The organism is Bacillus sp. TH30, assembly GCF_016650875.1.
GTDB lineage: Bacteria > Bacillota > Bacilli > Bacillales > Bacillaceae_G > Bacillus_A > Bacillus_A mycoides.
The window spans coordinates 2628718-2645489 of sequence record NZ_JAEKEY010000002.1 but is presented as its reverse complement, the minus strand read 5'-3'; the positions used below and the strand labels follow the sequence as shown (position 1 = coordinate 2645489).

General features: G+C 36.7%; 19 protein-coding genes. 8 read left to right on the top strand and 11 right to left on the bottom strand.

Annotation, left to right across the window (positions count from 1 at the left end; translation table 11 throughout):
- Nucleotides 1-17: 17 nt before the first annotated feature.
- Nucleotides 18-692, bottom strand: a complete 675-nt coding sequence (locus JFU20_RS15735) for a site-2 protease family protein (protein WP_002016358.1) — start codon at nt 690-692, stop codon at nt 18-20.
- 112 nt (nt 693-804) lie between these two features.
- Here JFU20_RS15735 and JFU20_RS15730 point away from each other — a divergent pair, with 112 nt between their 5' ends.
- Nucleotides 805-990: a 2-hydroxymuconate tautomerase gene (locus JFU20_RS15730; RefSeq protein ID WP_001147171.1), complete on the top strand. Its 186-nt coding sequence runs from the start codon at nt 805-807 to the stop codon at nt 988-990.
- A 39-nt stretch (nt 991-1029) separates the two neighbouring features.
- On the opposite strand, the gene JFU20_RS15725 is transcribed toward JFU20_RS15730, so the two are convergent.
- The 6 genes from JFU20_RS15725 to JFU20_RS15700 all read right to left on the bottom strand — a co-directional run bounded on the left by JFU20_RS15725 (nt 1030) and on the right by JFU20_RS15700 (nt 6977).
- Nucleotides 1030-2334: an HD domain-containing protein gene (locus JFU20_RS15725; protein WP_002143908.1), complete on the bottom strand. Its 1305-nt coding sequence runs from the start codon at nt 2332-2334 to the stop codon at nt 1030-1032.
- Between the two features lie 144 nt (nt 2335-2478).
- Nucleotides 2479-3417, bottom strand: a complete 939-nt coding sequence (locus tag JFU20_RS15720; protein ID WP_002138981.1) for an ABC transporter substrate-binding protein — start codon at nt 3415-3417, stop codon at nt 2479-2481.
- Between the two features lie 202 nt (nt 3418-3619).
- Nucleotides 3620-4432 carry an ABC transporter ATP-binding protein gene (locus tag JFU20_RS15715; protein ID WP_000212073.1) on the bottom strand — a complete coding sequence of 271 codons (813 nt, stop codon included), beginning with the start codon at nt 4430-4432 and terminating at the stop codon, nt 3620-3622.
- A gap of 15 nt (nt 4433-4447) precedes the next feature.
- On the bottom strand, nt 4448-5464 hold the full coding sequence (locus JFU20_RS15710; RefSeq protein WP_201038723.1) for a FecCD family ABC transporter permease: 1017 nt from the start codon (nt 5462-5464) through the stop codon (nt 4448-4450).
- A complete protein-coding gene (locus JFU20_RS15705) occupies nt 5461-6516 on the bottom strand; it encodes a FecCD family ABC transporter permease (RefSeq protein ID WP_000388282.1) in 1056 nt (351 codons plus the stop codon). The genes JFU20_RS15710 and JFU20_RS15705 overlap by 4 nt, the downstream gene beginning before the upstream one ends.
- Before the next feature lie 236 nt (nt 6517-6752).
- Nucleotides 6753-6977, bottom strand: coding sequence for a YuzB family protein (locus JFU20_RS15700; protein WP_000526075.1), 225 nt, complete (start codon nt 6975-6977; stop codon nt 6753-6755).
- A 289-nt stretch (nt 6978-7266) separates the two neighbouring features.
- Here JFU20_RS15700 and JFU20_RS15695 point away from each other — a divergent pair, with 289 nt between their 5' ends.
- Nucleotides 7267-7962 (top strand): RsfA family transcriptional regulator, encoded by a 696-nt coding sequence (locus JFU20_RS15695; protein WP_002016365.1) that lies wholly within the window; start codon nt 7267-7269, stop codon nt 7960-7962.
- A 127-nt stretch (nt 7963-8089) separates the two neighbouring features.
- The gene (gene lipL, locus JFU20_RS15690; RefSeq protein WP_201038722.1) at nt 8090-8935 is read left to right on the top strand and encodes an octanoyl-[GcvH]:protein N-octanoyltransferase; all 846 of its coding nucleotides are present in this window, start codon (nt 8090-8092) and stop codon (nt 8933-8935) included.
- A 69-nt stretch (nt 8936-9004) separates the two neighbouring features.
- On the opposite strand, the gene pta is transcribed toward lipL, so the two are convergent.
- Entirely contained in the window at nt 9005-9976 is a 972-nt protein-coding gene (pta, locus tag JFU20_RS15685; RefSeq protein WP_002016367.1) for a phosphate acetyltransferase, read from the bottom strand.
- A 277-nt stretch (nt 9977-10253) separates the two neighbouring features.
- Between pta and hemQ the strand changes: the two genes are divergently transcribed.
- From hemQ to gerQ, 4 genes are all read left to right on the top strand, one after another.
- On the top strand, nt 10254-10997 hold the full coding sequence (gene hemQ / locus JFU20_RS15680) for a hydrogen peroxide-dependent heme synthase (protein ID WP_001287592.1): 744 nt from the start codon (nt 10254-10256) through the stop codon (nt 10995-10997).
- Nucleotides 10998-11193: 196 nt separating this feature from the next.
- Complete coding sequence (locus tag JFU20_RS15675; protein WP_002016368.1) at nt 11194-12471, top strand: serine hydrolase; 1278 nt, start codon at nt 11194-11196, stop codon at nt 12469-12471.
- A 175-nt stretch (nt 12472-12646) separates the two neighbouring features.
- Nucleotides 12647-13069 (top strand): cell wall hydrolase CwlJ, encoded by a 423-nt coding sequence (cwlJ, locus tag JFU20_RS15670; protein ID WP_000538162.1) that lies wholly within the window; start codon nt 12647-12649, stop codon nt 13067-13069.
- A 27-nt stretch (nt 13070-13096) separates the two neighbouring features.
- Nucleotides 13097-13537 (top strand): spore coat protein GerQ, encoded by a 441-nt coding sequence (gene gerQ, locus JFU20_RS15665; protein ID WP_201038721.1) that lies wholly within the window; start codon nt 13097-13099, stop codon nt 13535-13537.
- Nucleotides 13538-13567: 30 nt separating this feature from the next.
- On the opposite strand, the gene JFU20_RS15660 is transcribed toward gerQ, so the two are convergent.
- The 3 genes from JFU20_RS15660 to JFU20_RS15650 all read right to left on the bottom strand — a co-directional run bounded on the left by JFU20_RS15660 (nt 13568) and on the right by JFU20_RS15650 (nt 15287).
- On the bottom strand, nt 13568-13936 hold the full coding sequence (locus tag JFU20_RS15660; RefSeq protein ID WP_201038720.1) for a DUF423 domain-containing protein: 369 nt from the start codon (nt 13934-13936) through the stop codon (nt 13568-13570).
- A gap of 64 nt (nt 13937-14000) precedes the next feature.
- Nucleotides 14001-14288, bottom strand: coding sequence for a YwdI family protein (locus JFU20_RS15655; protein WP_002016372.1), 288 nt, complete (start codon nt 14286-14288; stop codon nt 14001-14003).
- A 6-nt stretch (nt 14289-14294) separates the two neighbouring features.
- A complete protein-coding gene (locus tag JFU20_RS15650) occupies nt 14295-15287 on the bottom strand; it encodes a potassium channel family protein (RefSeq protein WP_002016375.1) in 993 nt (330 codons plus the stop codon).
- Between the two features lie 95 nt (nt 15288-15382).
- Here JFU20_RS15650 and JFU20_RS15645 point away from each other — a divergent pair, with 95 nt between their 5' ends.
- The gene (locus JFU20_RS15645; protein WP_002166392.1) at nt 15383-16666 is read left to right on the top strand and encodes a purine/pyrimidine permease; all 1284 of its coding nucleotides are present in this window, start codon (nt 15383-15385) and stop codon (nt 16664-16666) included.
- Nucleotides 16667-16772: the final 106 nt, after the last annotated feature.

Here is a 16772-nt window from a genome sequence, read left to right as displayed (position 1 = left end):
TCCTCCTCGCTTAATGATTAAAAAAGCCTGAAAATAGGCGCAATGATATTTTGTAAAAATACTAATACATATGGAATAACAACATTGAAAATAGGTTGAATTGTGTAATTGCTAAGCGGTGTAATAACAAGAATTAATAACGCAATTGATCCATACTTTTCATACTGTGTCATTTTCGCACGAATATTTGCTGGTGCTAAATCTTCCACAACGCGATAACCATCAAGTGGCGGGATTGGTAATAAATTAAATACAAGTAAAACAATATTAAGCATAATAAAAATCTGGAAAAATTGATCCAGCGTATCTGCTACTGCAAGTGGCATCGCATCTAACACACCAAATGTTATTAAGCTATACCAAATAATTAAACCAATTGCACTTAAGATAAGATTACTTATCGGTCCCGCAATAGAAACTAATATTCCTGCAAGACGCGGTCTTTTAAAGTTATATGGGTTAACAGGCACGGGTCTTGCCCAACCGAATCCAAGAATTAATACAGCAATCATACCGATAGGATCTAAATGAGCCATCGGTGATAACGTTAAACGTCCTTGCTTTTTCGCTGTATCGTCTCCAAATTTATATGCAACATACGCATGTGCAAATTCATGCACAGATAGCGCAATAATAATCGCCATTGCTACCAATGGAATTTGTTGCAATGGGTATCTAAATAACTGATCCATAACTCATCTCCTCTTCAATATGTCAAAAAAAGAAATTATTTGTTTTCCCGATTGTTCTTCCTCATAATCCGCTATAATAAGAGTGTAACTTACATAAAAGGAGCGATTATATATGCCATACGTAACAGTGAAAATGCTAGAAGGACGCACAGAAGAACAAAAGAAAGCTCTTGCTGAGAAAGTAACAGCAGCAGTAAGCGAAACAACTGGTGCTCCTGAAGAAAACATCGTTGTTTTCATCGAAGAAATGTCTAAAAACCATTATGCAGTTGGCGGAAAACGCTTAAGCGACAAATAATTTCAAGTTTTTTCATAAGAAGCAGCTCTTAGCTGCTTCTTATTTCTTTCCTTCTAACAACTCGATAATTCTCTCTTTATATTTTCCTTTTCTTCCATCTTCATAGATTAAATCATGCGGATAGAATAGCTTTTGATCCGTTCGCTTCTTACCTGTAATCGCCTCAACAATATCCGATTCACGCGAAAGCTCTCTAAGTTCCCCGTTCGGCATAAGAAGTAAGATTGGCAGACGCTCTTCTTCTTCTCCTGCACGGTAAAAGTCATACGGTAAATCCGATGTTGAATCAACAACTAAATAATACTCTGGGTCTAGTCCAATTTTTTTAAATAAGCTACTTAGCTCCATCCAATTATCTAAACCGTGCTTATCTGTAAACTCCACATATTTAAATAGATTTCGATTCATAAAACGACGGCATAAGTCACTTAAAATCGGATCTTCTTCGTCTTGCCATACTTGGAAGTAATAATACATTACGTTCTCGTCTAGCTTTAAATAATCCTCTACTGTTACTTCTTCTTCAAATAAAGAATAGAAATGAACAGGATGATTTTTAAACGCATAATACTTCTCATGCAACGATTTAGCTCGGTGTAAAATCTTCGTTAAAATTACTTCTGCACTACGTGTTACCGGATGAAAATATACTTGCCAATACATTTGATAACGGCTCATAATATAATGCTCTACAGCATGCATACCACTATTTTTAATGACAACTTGATTACCGTACGGGCGCATGACACGCAGTATACGTTCCATATCAAAGTTCCCATACTTTACACCAGTAAAATATGCATCTCTTAATAAATAATCCATACGATCGGCATCAATTTGGCTCGAAATCATACTAATCGCTAATTTATTAGTAGATGTTTTCGCAATTACATCTGCTACCTTTTGCGGGAAATCCTTATCAACACGGCTTAACACACGATTAATTTCCGTATCACCAACGATAATCTTTTGCGTAAATTTCTCATGATCTAACGAAAATACTTTTTCAAACGAGTGAGAAAATGGGCCGTGACCGACATCATGAAGTAATGACGCACATAAACATAACAATCTATCTTCAGCATTCCAGTTCGGTCTGCCATCAAACACATCATCAATCATACGACGAATAATTTCATATACACCTAACGAATGAGTAAAGCGACTATGCTCTGCACCGTGAAATGTAAAAAATGTCGTTCCAAGCTGCTTAATACGGCGCAAGCGTTGAAATTCTTTCGTTCCGATTAAATCCCAAATAACACGATCACGCACGTGCACATATTTATGTACTGGGTCTTTAAACACTTTTGTTTCGCTGAGTTTGTCGTTTAAATATACCACCTTCCGACATCCCCCTTTCTTTACTGCATTCTTACTATATATTATAAACGATATAGGAAAAAGAAAGAAATGAAAGACTATATTAATTCCTTTTAATAAAGAAAAATCACCTTTACCAAAGCAAAGGTGATTTTTCTTTATATATTATTTTCCTAAAATGAACTCAGTAACTTCGTCTAGAATCATTTCTTTACCTAGTGGGAAGTATCCTTTGTTTACATCTTCATTACTGATTGTAAATACATGGTTGTTTTTAACAGCGTTCATATTTTTCCAAATTGATTCTTCTTGGAATTCTTTTAGACGCTGAGAACCGTCACCAGTTGTAAATACGAATAAGTAATCTGGGTTGTAATCAATTAAAGCTTCTTTTTGTATTTGTACTAACGGTTTATCAGTTGGTGTACCTTTAACTGCTGGTAATTTTAAATCACCAAAGATTACGCTACCGTAACCGTAGTCACCGTATACACGGAATGCATTTGGATATGCAGCCATTTTCATGAATGTTGCATCGCCAGTTTTAGCAACGATTTTGTCATGTAATTTGCTTGCTTTTTCATCATACTTTTTGAACCATTCTTTTGTTTCTTTCTCTTTACCGAAGATTTGACCTACTTCTTCGAATTTTGGACGCCATTGGTCTAATGGAGTTTTTAACATAACTGTTGGTGCAATTTTAGATAATTGATCATAAATCTTTTCTTGACGATTGTTTACAATAATTAAATCTGGTTTTGCAGCAGCCACTGCTTCGATGTTAATTTTATCGCCCCACGCAGAACCAACCGGTTTTACATCTTTCAATTTCTTCTCAATATGTGAATCAATTTTTTCTTGTGTTGTATTTGCAGTAATAATCGGTTTCATACCGAAAATTAATAATTCTTCTGTTGAACCACTAAGGTCAGCAATTTTCTTTGGATTTGCAGGAATTTTAATTTCCCCTTTTGCGTGTTGTACAGTGCGCTCTTCAGTTTTCGCATCTGCTTTCTTTTCTTCTTCTTTGTTAGAACAAGCTGCAAATAGTACAGAAGTAACAACTAGTACCATTGCTAATAGTGCCATTTTAAAATTCTTCATATTCCGACTCCTTCTAGCTGTATTTCTCTTATAATTTGTATGTAACTATAAGAAACGAAAACAACAATTAATTAATATATATTTATTAATTGTTGTTTATAACCCGTTCTAACGGGCGTTCAACTTCCCATCCGCGGGTAAGAAGCTCAACGTCCATTAGAACTCCCCCTCTCACCTCTTTAAGAGGGGGAAATTCTATTAATTATGCTTTTTTACGCAATTGATTATTAATCATCGCTAAATCGTATGTTAAACAAATTGGTTTACAGTTTACTGGACATGGAACGATTTGCGCTTCAATCTCAAATACGTTACGAAGCGTTTCACTTGTCATAACTTCATCTGGCGTTCCTTGTTTCATTAACTTACCTGCTTTTAATGCAATCATATGATCAGAGAAACGAGAAGCATGATTTAAATCGTGAATAACCATAACAATCGTTCTGCCTTCTTCTTTGTTTAATTTCTTCAGTAAGTTTAATACTTCAAGTTGATGAGCCATATCTAAGTATGTTGTTGGTTCATCTAACACAAGTAAATCTGTTCCTTGTGCAAGAGCCATCGCAATCCATACACGTTGACGTTGACCACCTGATAAAGCTTCTGCTGGACGATTTGCGAATTCTGTCATCCCCGTCACTTCAAGTGCCCAATGAATGTAGCGATAATCCTCTTCTTTCAATGTTCCAAATCCTTTTTGATGAGGAAAACGTCCATATGAAACAAGTTCAAACACAGTAAGGCCTGTTGGCACTTCTGCAGTTTGTGGTAAAATCGCCATTTTCTTTGCGATTTCTTTCGTTGGCTGTTTCTCAATTGCTTTTCCATCAAGATAAACAGTACCTCGTTTTGCTTTCAAAATACGAGAAGCCGTTTTTAATAATGTGGATTTCCCACAACCATTTGGTCCAATAATCGTTGTAATTTGTCCTTCCGGAATTTCAACTGTTAATCCATCTATAATTAACCCTTCATTATACCCAACAGATACCGCATCAACTGCTAAAGTTGCCATACAAAAAGCCTCCCTTTATTTTGTCCTCATAAGTAAATATATGAAATATGGTGCACCAATTACAGAAATAACAAGACCGACCGGTATTTCTGAAGTTGGTAACACACTTCTTGAAATTACATCTGCAAATAAAAGCAAGAACGTTCCTATTAATGCAGCCGTTGGTAACATAATTTGATGTTTACCACCAACGAGGCTTCTCGCTAAATGCGGAGCCATTAAACCGATAAAACCAATACCGCCCGCAACAGCGACAGATGCACCAGCTAAACAAACTGCAATAAATAATAATTTACGTCTTTCCTTTTCTACGTTTACACCAAGACCAACTGCTGTAGAGTCGCCTAAATTCATTACATTTAATATGTGCGCTTTACTAATGGCAAGTGGTAAGAAAATAACCATCCATGGGAGTACACTTAGTACGAACTTCCAATCTGTTCCCCATAAACTTCCTGCCAACCAAATCGTTGCAAAACGGAAGTCGTTCGATGTCATCTTCATAGAAAAAATTAAACTAACAGCACCAAATCCGGCTGCAACAGCGATACCAACAAGAATTAATCGAGTGGATGAAACGCCGTCTTTCCATGCTAGTAAATAAATAATAACCGCTGCTAATATCGCACCAACTAGCGAAAAGAATGGAAGGATAAATACAGATAAAAATGTACCTGTTCCAACTTTTCCAAAGAAAAAGTAGACGAATACAACAACTGTTAATCCCGCTCCAGCGTTAATACCTATAATACCTGGATCAGCAAGTGGATTTCGTGATAACCCTTGCAAAATTGCACCTGACATGGCTAATGCAGAACCAACTAATATAGCAATAACCATACGTGGCATACGAAATTCAAATAAAATAACAGATTGATCTTCTGCACCTAATCCAACCAATGACTTTAATACATCTATTGGAGGAATTTTAAATGTTCCTGTATTTAAACTTATTAAAAATACAGCAACAATTAATCCTACTAAAATCGTTAAAATAGAAACGTTCTTCTTTGTTAAGACGCTCGTCCTCACATCTTTCCTCTCCCTTCATTACGTGCTAAGTAGAGGAAGAATGGCACCCCAATTAGCGCTGTAATTGCTCCAATTGGCGTTTCAAATGGTGGATTAATAACGCGAGATAACATATCTGCACATTCAATTAACAATCCACCTAAGACTGCAGAACATGGAATAACCCATCTATAGTCTGAGCCTACAAGGAAACGAGTCATATGCGGAATTACAAGTCCAACGAATCCAACCGATCCTGCCATAGAAACCGCAGAACCTGTTAATACAAGAACAAGTACTGTTCCGATAAATTTAATTAATGTCGTATTTTGACCAAGTCCAATCGCAATTTCTTCACCAAAGCTTAAAATGGTAATATATCTCGACATCATAATTGCTATAATGAGACAAACAAGACCAATCGGTACTAACATATTAATACTTTGCCATTTCACTCCAGCAACACCGCCTGCATTCCACATACTTACCTCTTGAGCAAGGTTGAAATACAATGCAATTCCAGATGAAATTGCCCCTAATAAAGCACTAATTGCCGCACCAGCTAAAGCTAATTTCACAGGCGTTAATCCACCTGGTGAAGAAGACCCAATACCATATACAATGCTCGCTCCAAACGCAGCTCCAATAAAAGATGCAATAACAAACATTAAATAAGGTGAATTAGGGAAGAATGCATACATAATTGCAATTCCGAATACAGCACCATCTGTAATCCCCATTAACGATGGTGATGCAAGTGGATTTCGTGTCATACCTTGCATAATTGCACCTGATACCGCTAAAAAAGCACCTGCAACTACGCCCCCTATTGCTCTAGGCATGCGAAGTTCTTGAATTACGTTATGGTGCGTTATGGAACCATCAAACTGAAATACAGCTTGCCAAACGGTCTTTAAACTAATATCTGCTGCACCAAACGAAATAGAAACTGCCATACTTAAAGCTAACAAAATTGTGCCTGCTATTAAAATAATAGAAGCAACGAGTGGTCTGCTCTTAATCTCTTTAACATTCACATCTTGCTGTTCTATACTCCTTGCGCTCGCTTCCATCCCTCAACCATCCTAACCAACAACATATATTTAATAAAATGAAATTTATTCTCAAATAATAATAAAAAAATTAGGTGAATTGACTTTTTCATGATAATGATTCTCAGAATCAGACACTTTCTATTCTACCTACCACGTCAAAAGACTGTCAACCATTATTTTGAAATACGAATTCATACAAAACGCTATCTTATGGACATAAAAAAAGAAGAGTAATCTGTTCACTCTTCTTTTTCTTACTTATTTAATTTTGCTTCAATTTTTACAATTAATTCGTCTTCTGTTGGAGCCGCAACTGGACGATTATTTACAAACGCGAATGATTTTTTACGACCAGGGCCACAGTAAGACTGACATGCAACCTCAATCGTTGCACATGAATCTACTTTTTTTAACTTTGGAATCAACGTTTTAACGTTCGTTGCCTGACAATCATCACACACACGAAATTCGTTTCCCATTATATATAACACTTCCTCTATTTTAAACTTTTCACAAGTACATTTAAAAATAAACACTAAATGGTATTTTACCGCTCTTTGAAGCTTGTTGCAAGTCTCCGGGCGTAGCTCTATTCCTATATAAAGCTACCTATTTTTTATATTTTCTCCTTCAAAAGCTTTCATCATTCATAGCCACATTTCTTCTCTTCATTGAAATCTACCATATTTTTAAAAGCTTTGTATAAAAGCTCATTTTTTTGCCCATTATAAAAATAGGAAGTTCATAAAAAGAAAGGGAGTTGAATCTATGAAAGTAAGACAAGATGCTTGGACAGACGAGGACGATTTATTGCTTGCTGAAACGGTGCTTCGCCATGTTCGAGAAGGAAGTACTCAATTAAATGCTTTTGAAGAAGTAGGAGATCAGTTAAATCGCACATCTGCTGCTTGTGGTTTCCGCTGGAATGCTGTTGTTCGCTATAGCTATGAACAAGCTCTTCAACTAGCAAAAAAACATCGTAAAGATAAAATGCGTGCTGCGGGCGGTGAACAGACAAAAAAACGTTTGCTTTACACACCACCAGCTTCAGCGGCGGCGATAACTGATTATGAAGAACACGTACCGTATGAAACAGCTGTTCAATATACAGAAGCTACTCCATATCAAAAGCCGACTGTCCCTGCTCCAAAAAGCTCAATAACAATGCAAGATGTTATTTACTTTTTACAAACAGTTGGATCTTCAAATATAAAAGTAACAGCTCTTGAAAACGAGAATACGAGATTGAAACAAGAAATTAAAACGCAAATCCTGCGAAATGAAGAACTAGAAAAGAAACTAGAAAAATTAGAACAACAATCTCATACTGTACAAGAGGATTACGAAACACTTATGAATATTATGAACCGTGCTCGTAAATTAGCAGTAATGGATGATGAGGAACGCTCACAAACATCTTTCCGCATGGATCGAAACGGTAACTTAGAAAAAATTGCAGAATAAAAAGGATGCATGCAATGCATCCTTTTTATTCTTTCACCTCTAAACTTCCCTTTATATATGAGAAAACCCCTTTCTACATTTTTTGCTATAATAGAGATTGTCATTTTAAAAATAAGGGGTTAGTTATATGAGCAATTCCCGTTCGATTTTATCTCAGCCAGAGTGGCGTATTGTAGATCAGTCTAGTTTAGGACCAACTTTCCATGCACTTCAGTCATTCGCAGTGGATGACACGTTATGCACAAGTATTGGAAATGGTCTATCCGCTGCAACAATGCGCTCTTGGGTTCATCACAATACAATTGTTCTTGGCATTCAAGATTCACGCCTACCACATTTAGAAGAAGGTATTTCCTTTTTAAAAGAAAACGACTTCAATGTTATCGTTCGTAATTCTGGTGGACTTGCTGTCGTACTTGATGAAGGTGTTTTAAACGTATCACTTTTATTCCAAGAAACAGAAAAGGGTATCGATATCGACCTTGGATACGATACGATGTGGCATTTAATTAAGGAAATGTTAAAAGATTACGATGTTACTATCGAAGCAAAAGAAATTGTTGGTTCTTATTGTCCTGGTAGCTACGATTTGAGCATTCGCGATCAAAAATTTGCTGGTATTTCTCAGCGTCGTATTCGCGGAGGCGTTGCTGTACAAATTTACTTATGTGCGACAGGAAGCGGATCTGAGCGTGCCGCACTCGTTCGTGATTTTTACAACGTAGCAATTCAAGGCGAAGAAACAAGATTTACGTATCCTGAAATTGTACCGAGTACGATGGCTTCACTATCTGAATTACTTGGCGAAACAATTACAGTGCAAGATTTAATGATGCGCCTTTTAAAAACGTTGCAACAATTCACTCCAAGGTTAACATCATCTCAGCTAACAGTAGATGAAGTTCCTTTATATGAGACGAATTTACAACGTATTATTGACCGTAATAATAAGGCACTTGGTTTAGAAAAATAGAAACCAAAAAGACCACCCTCATTTCAAAAGAAATAGGATGGTCTTTTTTCATATTAATTCGTTATAGAATTAAAGTGCTTGAGCTGCTGTAATTAAAGCTAACTTGTACACTTCTTCTTCGTTACATCCACGAGACAGATCATTTACAGGCATATTTAAACCTTGTAAGATTGGTCCTACTGCTTCGAAGTTACCTAAGCGTTGAGCGATTTTGTAGCCGATATTACCAGCTTCTAAGCTTGGGAATACGAATACGTTAGCATCACCTTTAATTGTAGAACCTGGAGCTTTCTTCTCAGCTACAGATGGTACGAATGCAGCATCGAATTGGAATTCTCCATCTAAAGTTAATTCAGGAGCCATTTCTTTTGCAATGCGAGTTGCTTCTACAACTTTTTCTGTTTCTGGAGATTTCGCAGAACCTTTTGTAGAGAAGCTTAACATAGCAACACGTGGGTCAATACCGAATAGTTCAGCAGTTTTCGCACTTTCGATACCAATTTCAGCTAAATCTTGGCTGTTTGGTGCAATGTTAATTGCGCAATCAGCGAATACATACTTCTCTTCTTCACGTACCATGATGAATACGCCTGAAGTTTTTGTAACGCCTGGTTTTGTTTTAATAATTTGAAGTGCTGGACGAACTGTATCAGCTGTAGAGTGAGCTGCACCACTTACTAAACCTTGTGCTTTGCCCATGTATACAAGCATTGTACCGAAGTAGTTTTCGTCTTTAAGAATTTTACGAGCATCTTCTTCTGTTGCTTTACCTTTACGGCGTTCAACGAAAGATGCTACCATTGCATCCATCTCTTCGTATGTAGCTGGATCGTAAATATCAACGCCTGCTAATGTTAAGTTCATGCTAGCAGCTTTTGCGCTAATTTCTTCTTTATTACCAACTAAAATTGGTTTTACTAACTCTTCTTTTGCTAAACGCTCTGCAGCGCCTAAAATTCTTTCATCAGTTCCTTCAGGAAGTACGATAGAAATGCCTTTTCCTTGAACTTTTTCTTTTACTGCTGTAAATAAATTGCTCACGAATAAACCCTCCTACAAATGTTAAAAACTCTACCTTTAAGAATACTTCTTTTCAGCTATATTTTAAACTTATAGCTCCCAAAAAATAGATAAAATGAAAATGATTATATTTTCATAAAATTCAGCCGAGAAATAATGCCTACTTAAGCCTTATTTTCTCCCGTTTTCCAGTAAATATAAATGTGACAGTTTTATGCGCCGAAACTTTATGTAGATGTTTTTAATCCTATATATGCTATAGTTAACGTGTAAAATATCATTAACTGAGGTGAATAGAATGAGTGAAGCAACAACAACGTTAGATGGCTGGTATTGTTTACATGATTTACGTTCTATTGATTGGGCAGCATGGAAAACATTATCTAGTGACGAACGCGGACAAGCAGTGTCTGAATTTTTAAATGTCGTTGAAAAATGGAACGAAGTAGCTACTGCAAAAAAAGGCAGTCATGCAATGTATACAGTTGTTGGTCAAAAAGCAGATATTATGCTTATGATCTTACGTCCAACAATGGAAGAGTTAAATGAAATCGAAACAGAATTAAATAAAACAACATTAGCTGAATATTTAGTTCCTGCATATTCTTACGTATCTGTTGTTGAACTAAGCAACTACCTTCCAGCTGATGAAGATCCATACCAAAACCCACAAATCTTAGCTCGCTTATATCCTGAGTTACCAAAAGCAAATCATATTTGCTTCTATCCAATGGACAAGCGTCGCCAAGGTGATGACAACTGGTACATGCTTCCTATGGAAGAACGTAAAAAAATGATGTACAGTCACAGTAAAATCGGTCGCCAATACGCAGGGAAAGTACGCCAAGTAATTTCAGGATCAGTCGGATTCGACGATTTCGAGTGGGGCGTAACATTATTCGCTGACGATGTTCTTCAATTTAAGAAGCTTATATATGAAATGCGCTTCGATGAAGTAAGCGCTCGTTACGGTGAATTCGGAACATTTTTCGTTGGAAACATTTTACCAGACGAAAAGGTAGAGAAATTTTTACACATATAAATCGTAAAAAAGGAACGAATTTCGTTCCTTTTTTTATTACCCTCTATATTTCTCCTCAAAAAACTTCTTTTCTCTGCAAATTTGAACAAAAATCGACAAATTCTTTTCAATTTCCTTACAAAATTGTAACCTTTCTATATCCAAATTTATGCTAAAATGGTACGAGCTATATGCTAATAACGATGCGAAGGTGATAATGTATATGAAGAAAATCTTGTCTATTTTACTAGTGTCTCTATTGTCATTTTCTTCCTTAGGAGTAACAACATCCCATGCGGAAGAAAAAATACATATAGAGGCAGCTGCTGCACTTCTATTTGATGCGGATACAGGAAAAATACTGCATGAACAAAATCCAGATGAATTACTAGCTATCGCTAGTATGTCAAAATTAATTGTTATTTATGCCGTATTAGAAGCAATTAAAGAAGGAAAAATCACTTGGGATACGAAAGTAACTATTTCTGATTACGCTTATGAAGTTTCACGTAATAATGAATTCTCTAACGTGCCGTTCGAAAAAGGACGTCAATATACTGTAAGAGAATTATACCATTCTATCGTTATCTTCTCTGCAAATGGATCTAGTATTGCTTTAGCAGAATTACTTGCAGGAAGTGAAAAGAACTTCTTAAATCTCGCAAATGAACATGCGAAAAAACTAGGGTTAAAGAAATATAAATTTGTAAACGCTACTGGGTTAAATAACGCTGATTTAAAAGGAAAACATCCTGAAGGAACTGATCCGAATGGAGAAAACTCCATGTCAGCTCGCGATATGGGTATTCTTTCAAAAACAATTATTACAAAGTATCCAGAAATGCTAGAGGATACAAAACAAAGATTTAGAAACTTCCCAGATAATCATCCAAAACCAATTCGTATGGAAAATTGGAACTGGATGTTACCAGGTGCTGCTTTCTCTTATGAAGGAGCAGATGGTTTAAAAACAGGAAGCTCTGATACCGCTGGGTATGGTTTTACCATTACAGCAAAACGCGGTGATTTACGTCTTATTTCTGTTATTATTAAAACGAAATCAATGGACGAACGTTTCACAGAATCTCGCGCATTAATTGAATATGGGTTTAATAACTTCGAAAAACAGAAATTAAAAGTAGATAAAAATAACAAAATTTCTGTAGTAAAAGGAAAAGAAGACTACGTAACAGTTGCACCAGAAAAAGAAGTAACAGTAGTTACTGCAAAAGGTAACAAAGCACCTTACAAAATTTCAGCTGAAGCCGATAAATCACTTGCTGAAGATGGGCATTTAGTTGCCCCTATTAAGAAAGATGCAAAAGTAGGTTCAATCGTTTTAGAATCAACTGATAAATACGGTTTCTTAGACGGAAATAAAAGTATGAAAGTTACTGCAAAAACGACTGAAGAAGTAGAAAAAGCAAATTGGTTCGTATTAACAATGCGTTCAATTGGCGATTTCTTCTCAAACTTATGGTCTAAAGTATTTTAATGATGAAAAGCTAGCTCACGCTAGCTTTTTTTATTTTCCCCTCTAGATGTAAAACTTCGTTTGGTTGTCATATCTGCGTCCTTTTTCTCATACGTATGAACTAGTAATTGTTCCACACTTCATCTAGAAATGAACCTCTTTCTACAAGGCATTCCAAAAAGAGAGGTGACACATAATGGGTGTTATCGCGTATAACGAAGAAGATGTTAAGTTATTAGCTAGACTGATGCGTGCTGAAGCCGAAGGAGAAGGCCAACAAGGGATGTTAATGGTCGGAAACGTTGGGGTAAATCGTGTCCGCGGAAATTGTTTAGATTTCAAAAAAATACGTAATTTACGTCAAATGGTTTATCAAAATCCTGGTGGTTTTGAAGCAACTCAAAAAGGGTATTTTTATCAACGAGCGAGAGAACAAGATATTGCCTTAGCCCGCCGGACAATTCAGGGACAACGTTTTTGGCCCGCCAACTTTTCCTTATGGTTCTTTAGACCTGAAGGTCCTTGCCCGCCAACTTGGTATGACCAACAAAATTCTGGTCGCTTTAAAAAGCACTGCTTCTTCCAACCATCTGGTGAGGATTGTCCAGGCGTATATTAAGGAATGAAAATGAGGAGGGATTTTTGAATGACACAGCAACAAAACCCGTACTACGGAACAGGTTTTTATCAACCATCTGGAACTTATGTGCAACCGCAACAAATGACCCCACAGCAGCAACAGCAACAGCAACAACAACAGCAAGCGATGCAACAACAAGCCGCTCAAGCTCAACTTGCAGTTTCTCAAGGCATGTTACCACTAGAGCAATCGTATATTGAAAACATCCTTCGTTTAAACAAAGGTAAACCAGCTACAGTTGTAATGACTTATGAACGTGGTAGTTCGCTTGGTACACAATCTTATACTGGGATCATCGAGGCAGCTGGTCGTGATCATATCGTAATTAGTGAACCGAAATCTGGAAAGCGTTATTTACTACTAATGATTTACTTAGATTATGTAGAATTCCCAGGGGAAATTACGTATTTACCTAGTCAACAAGCAACTTATGCTCCAAGACCATAAAAAAAGCTGGCAAATGCCAGCTTTTGTTTTTTATAACCCTTTTACAACTGCAGTTCCGACTAAAATCCACGCCACAATAAACGCTACACCACCAAGAGGTGTAATTGGGCCAAAGAATTTAATACCTGTTGTACTTAATGCATAGAGACTGCCTGAGAACATAATAATCCCAGCTACCATAAGCCAACCCGCAGTGCTTAAAAGTGATGATTGCATTTTGTCCATTAATAGAGCAACTACGAATAGGCCACCTGCATGAAACATTTGATATGTAACGCCCGTCTTCCACACTTCTAACATTTTTGTAGAAATTTTATTTTCTAAACCATGTGCTCCAAAAGCCCCTAATGCAACAGATAGTCCCGCTGCAATACAACCTAGTAAAAAGAAAATTTTCATCTTAATTCCCCTTTTTTACCTTTATCATAAGCAATTTTTACATATAAGCCAAACGATTTTACTTTTAAAAGTCAAATAAAGATTTACCGTTTGCATCCTTTTCTTTTATATATACTTTTTCTCCAGAAACCGGCATAACCGGTTGGACTGTCGTCATAGGCTGGGACCCGATTACTTGTGATTGAACTTGTGGTTCCCTATACGTAGAAGGTTCAACTTGTTCATCCAATAATAAATCACATAAAGCACGTACAACTAATAAGTGTTCTTTTGATTGTTGTCCTTCACTACTTTTTGCCTTTGCAATTTCATTCGCCATTTTATTTAAAATCTTATCACTAGATACTTGCATTCCTTATCACCTCTTACTTTGTAGTTCTTTCTCAAATTGCCCCAGTTTCTCCACCGAACCAAATACTATTATCATATCATGTTCTTGTAGTTTTTCCCGCCCTGTTGGATTATGGATAATATCCCCATCCCTTAAAATCGCTAAAATTGTTACCTCAAATTGATTTCTCACATTACTCTCTAATAACGATTTACTAGCTAAGATAGAATCTTTACCAACTTGAATTTCTTCAATTACAAATGATTGCTCTATTCCATACAATACTGTATCAATATAATGAACTGTTAACGGATTCGCAATACCTTTTGCGATATGAATACCTGCCATACTAGATGGATTAATAACCTTATTTGCACCAGCGCGCCGTAATTTCTCTTCTGTTTCTGGCTTTTCAGCTCTTGCTACAATTTTAATTGCATCATTAAGCCCTCTTGCCGTTAATGTAATAAATACATTTTCAGCATCGTTTGCTACGATAGCAACTAGACCCGCTGCCTTCGAAATTCCGGCATTATGTAACACTTGATCTTCAGTTGCATCCCCATGGACATATAAAAGCTTTTCCTGTTCGAATATACTTTCATCTTTATCCACAACTACAAATGGGATTTTCTTTTCCTGTAATTCATGTACAACTTGAAGCCCTACTCTTCCGCAACCACATACTATAATATGCTTTTGTAACTGCGCTATTTGTTTATCCATCTTCTTCCTCCGCACTGCATGAAATAAGTTACCCTCAATGATCATAGCTGCTACTACCCCCATTGCATACGTAACGATACCGACGCCGACAGGTATAATAAGGAGCGCAAAAAATTTCCCTGCCTTTGTTACGGGCACTACATCACCATATCCAACCGTTAATACAGTAATCATCGTCATCCAAAATGCTTGAAACAAACTAATTTCTTCAATTGTCATAAATCCTAGCGTCCCTAGAATTACAACAAAGGTCATACATATAACTGCTATCCATAATTGCTTACGTGCATTCATATTATATTTCAACTCTTTTCTCTATCTACAATCTTTGCCAAAGGGAATGAAATACCTATATACTAGAAACGGAATCTATGAAAGAGGTTGATATAATGAAGCTATTTCTTTCTGCCTTACAATGGGCACTATTTATTTTAGCTGGAAGTCTTATTGTACCAATTAGTGTCGCAACTAGTTACGGCCTCGATGGTACTGAAGCTATCGCGTTTGTACAAAGGACATTATTTGTTCTCGGTTTTGCCGGCCTACTGCAAGCTATATTCGGTCATAAACTTCCTATTCAAGAAGGTCCCGCAGGCCTTTGGTGGGGAATTTTCTCCCTGTATGCAAGTTTAGGCGTCGTATTATTTGGATCAAGCAATGAAACACTTAAGGTCCTTCAGTACGCTTTCCTACTAAGCGGAATTATTTGTATTATTCTTAGTGTTTTTGGACTTATTGATAAACTAGTTCGTTACTTTACACCGACAGTAATTGGAACGTATTTATTCCTTCTTGTCGCACAACTTAGTGGCTCCTTCTTAAAAGGCATGTTTGGCCTTGATGGACAACATACAGAAGTACAGCCAAAGGTATTTATTCTTTCACTCATTGTTATTTTACTATCTTTTTTCATTATGAAGCTACCTATTATTGGACAATATTCCGTTCTTTTCAGTATCGTCTGCGGCTGGATATTATTCGCGTGCTTCGGATTATCTAATCCAGTAACACCTGTGACAGATATAATTCGTCTTCCATCTCTATTTGTTTTCGGAATGCCCCGCATCGAATGGAACATGGCAATTACGGTAGTTTTCGTCACACTACTACTTCTAACAAATATGTTAGCAAGTATTCGCGTTGTACAAAAGGTTGTTTCTAAGTATGAAGAAGATGCTGCGGAGAATCGCTTCAAACAAGCTGGCATTATAACAGGAATAAATCAATTGCTAGGCGGTCTATTTTCAGCCATTGGTCCTGTTGCCATTTCTGGATCCGCAGGATTTATTGCAACGACAAATATTTATAAGCGCCTTCCATTTATGTTAGGGTCAAGCTTTATCATTCTTGTTAGTATATTCCCAAAGATTACTTCATTCTTTGCAGCCATCCCCGTTGCAGTTGGGTATGCTGCAATTTATCCTGTATTTGCAAGCATGATTGGTCTAGCTTTCCGCGAATATGACACTGTACAAAATAAAGAACAATTATTTAAAGTAGCAGGCCTTTCAATCTTTACAGGAGTCGGCGTTATGTTCGTTCCAGCAGGAGCGTTTTCTACGCTACCACCATTTTTAGCTTCATTTTTAAGTAACGGTCTTGTTCTTGGATCTGTAATGGCTATCTTGCTGGAAATATTATTTTCTCGTTCGCACGAAAAACAACCATCGTAAATTGGAAAACTTCCATTATTGCACTCTATCTTTAGAGTTGTTACGATAATGATAAAGTGAAACTTTAATCAGTGGGGTTTTTGTTCATCCCCACTGATTATTAGTT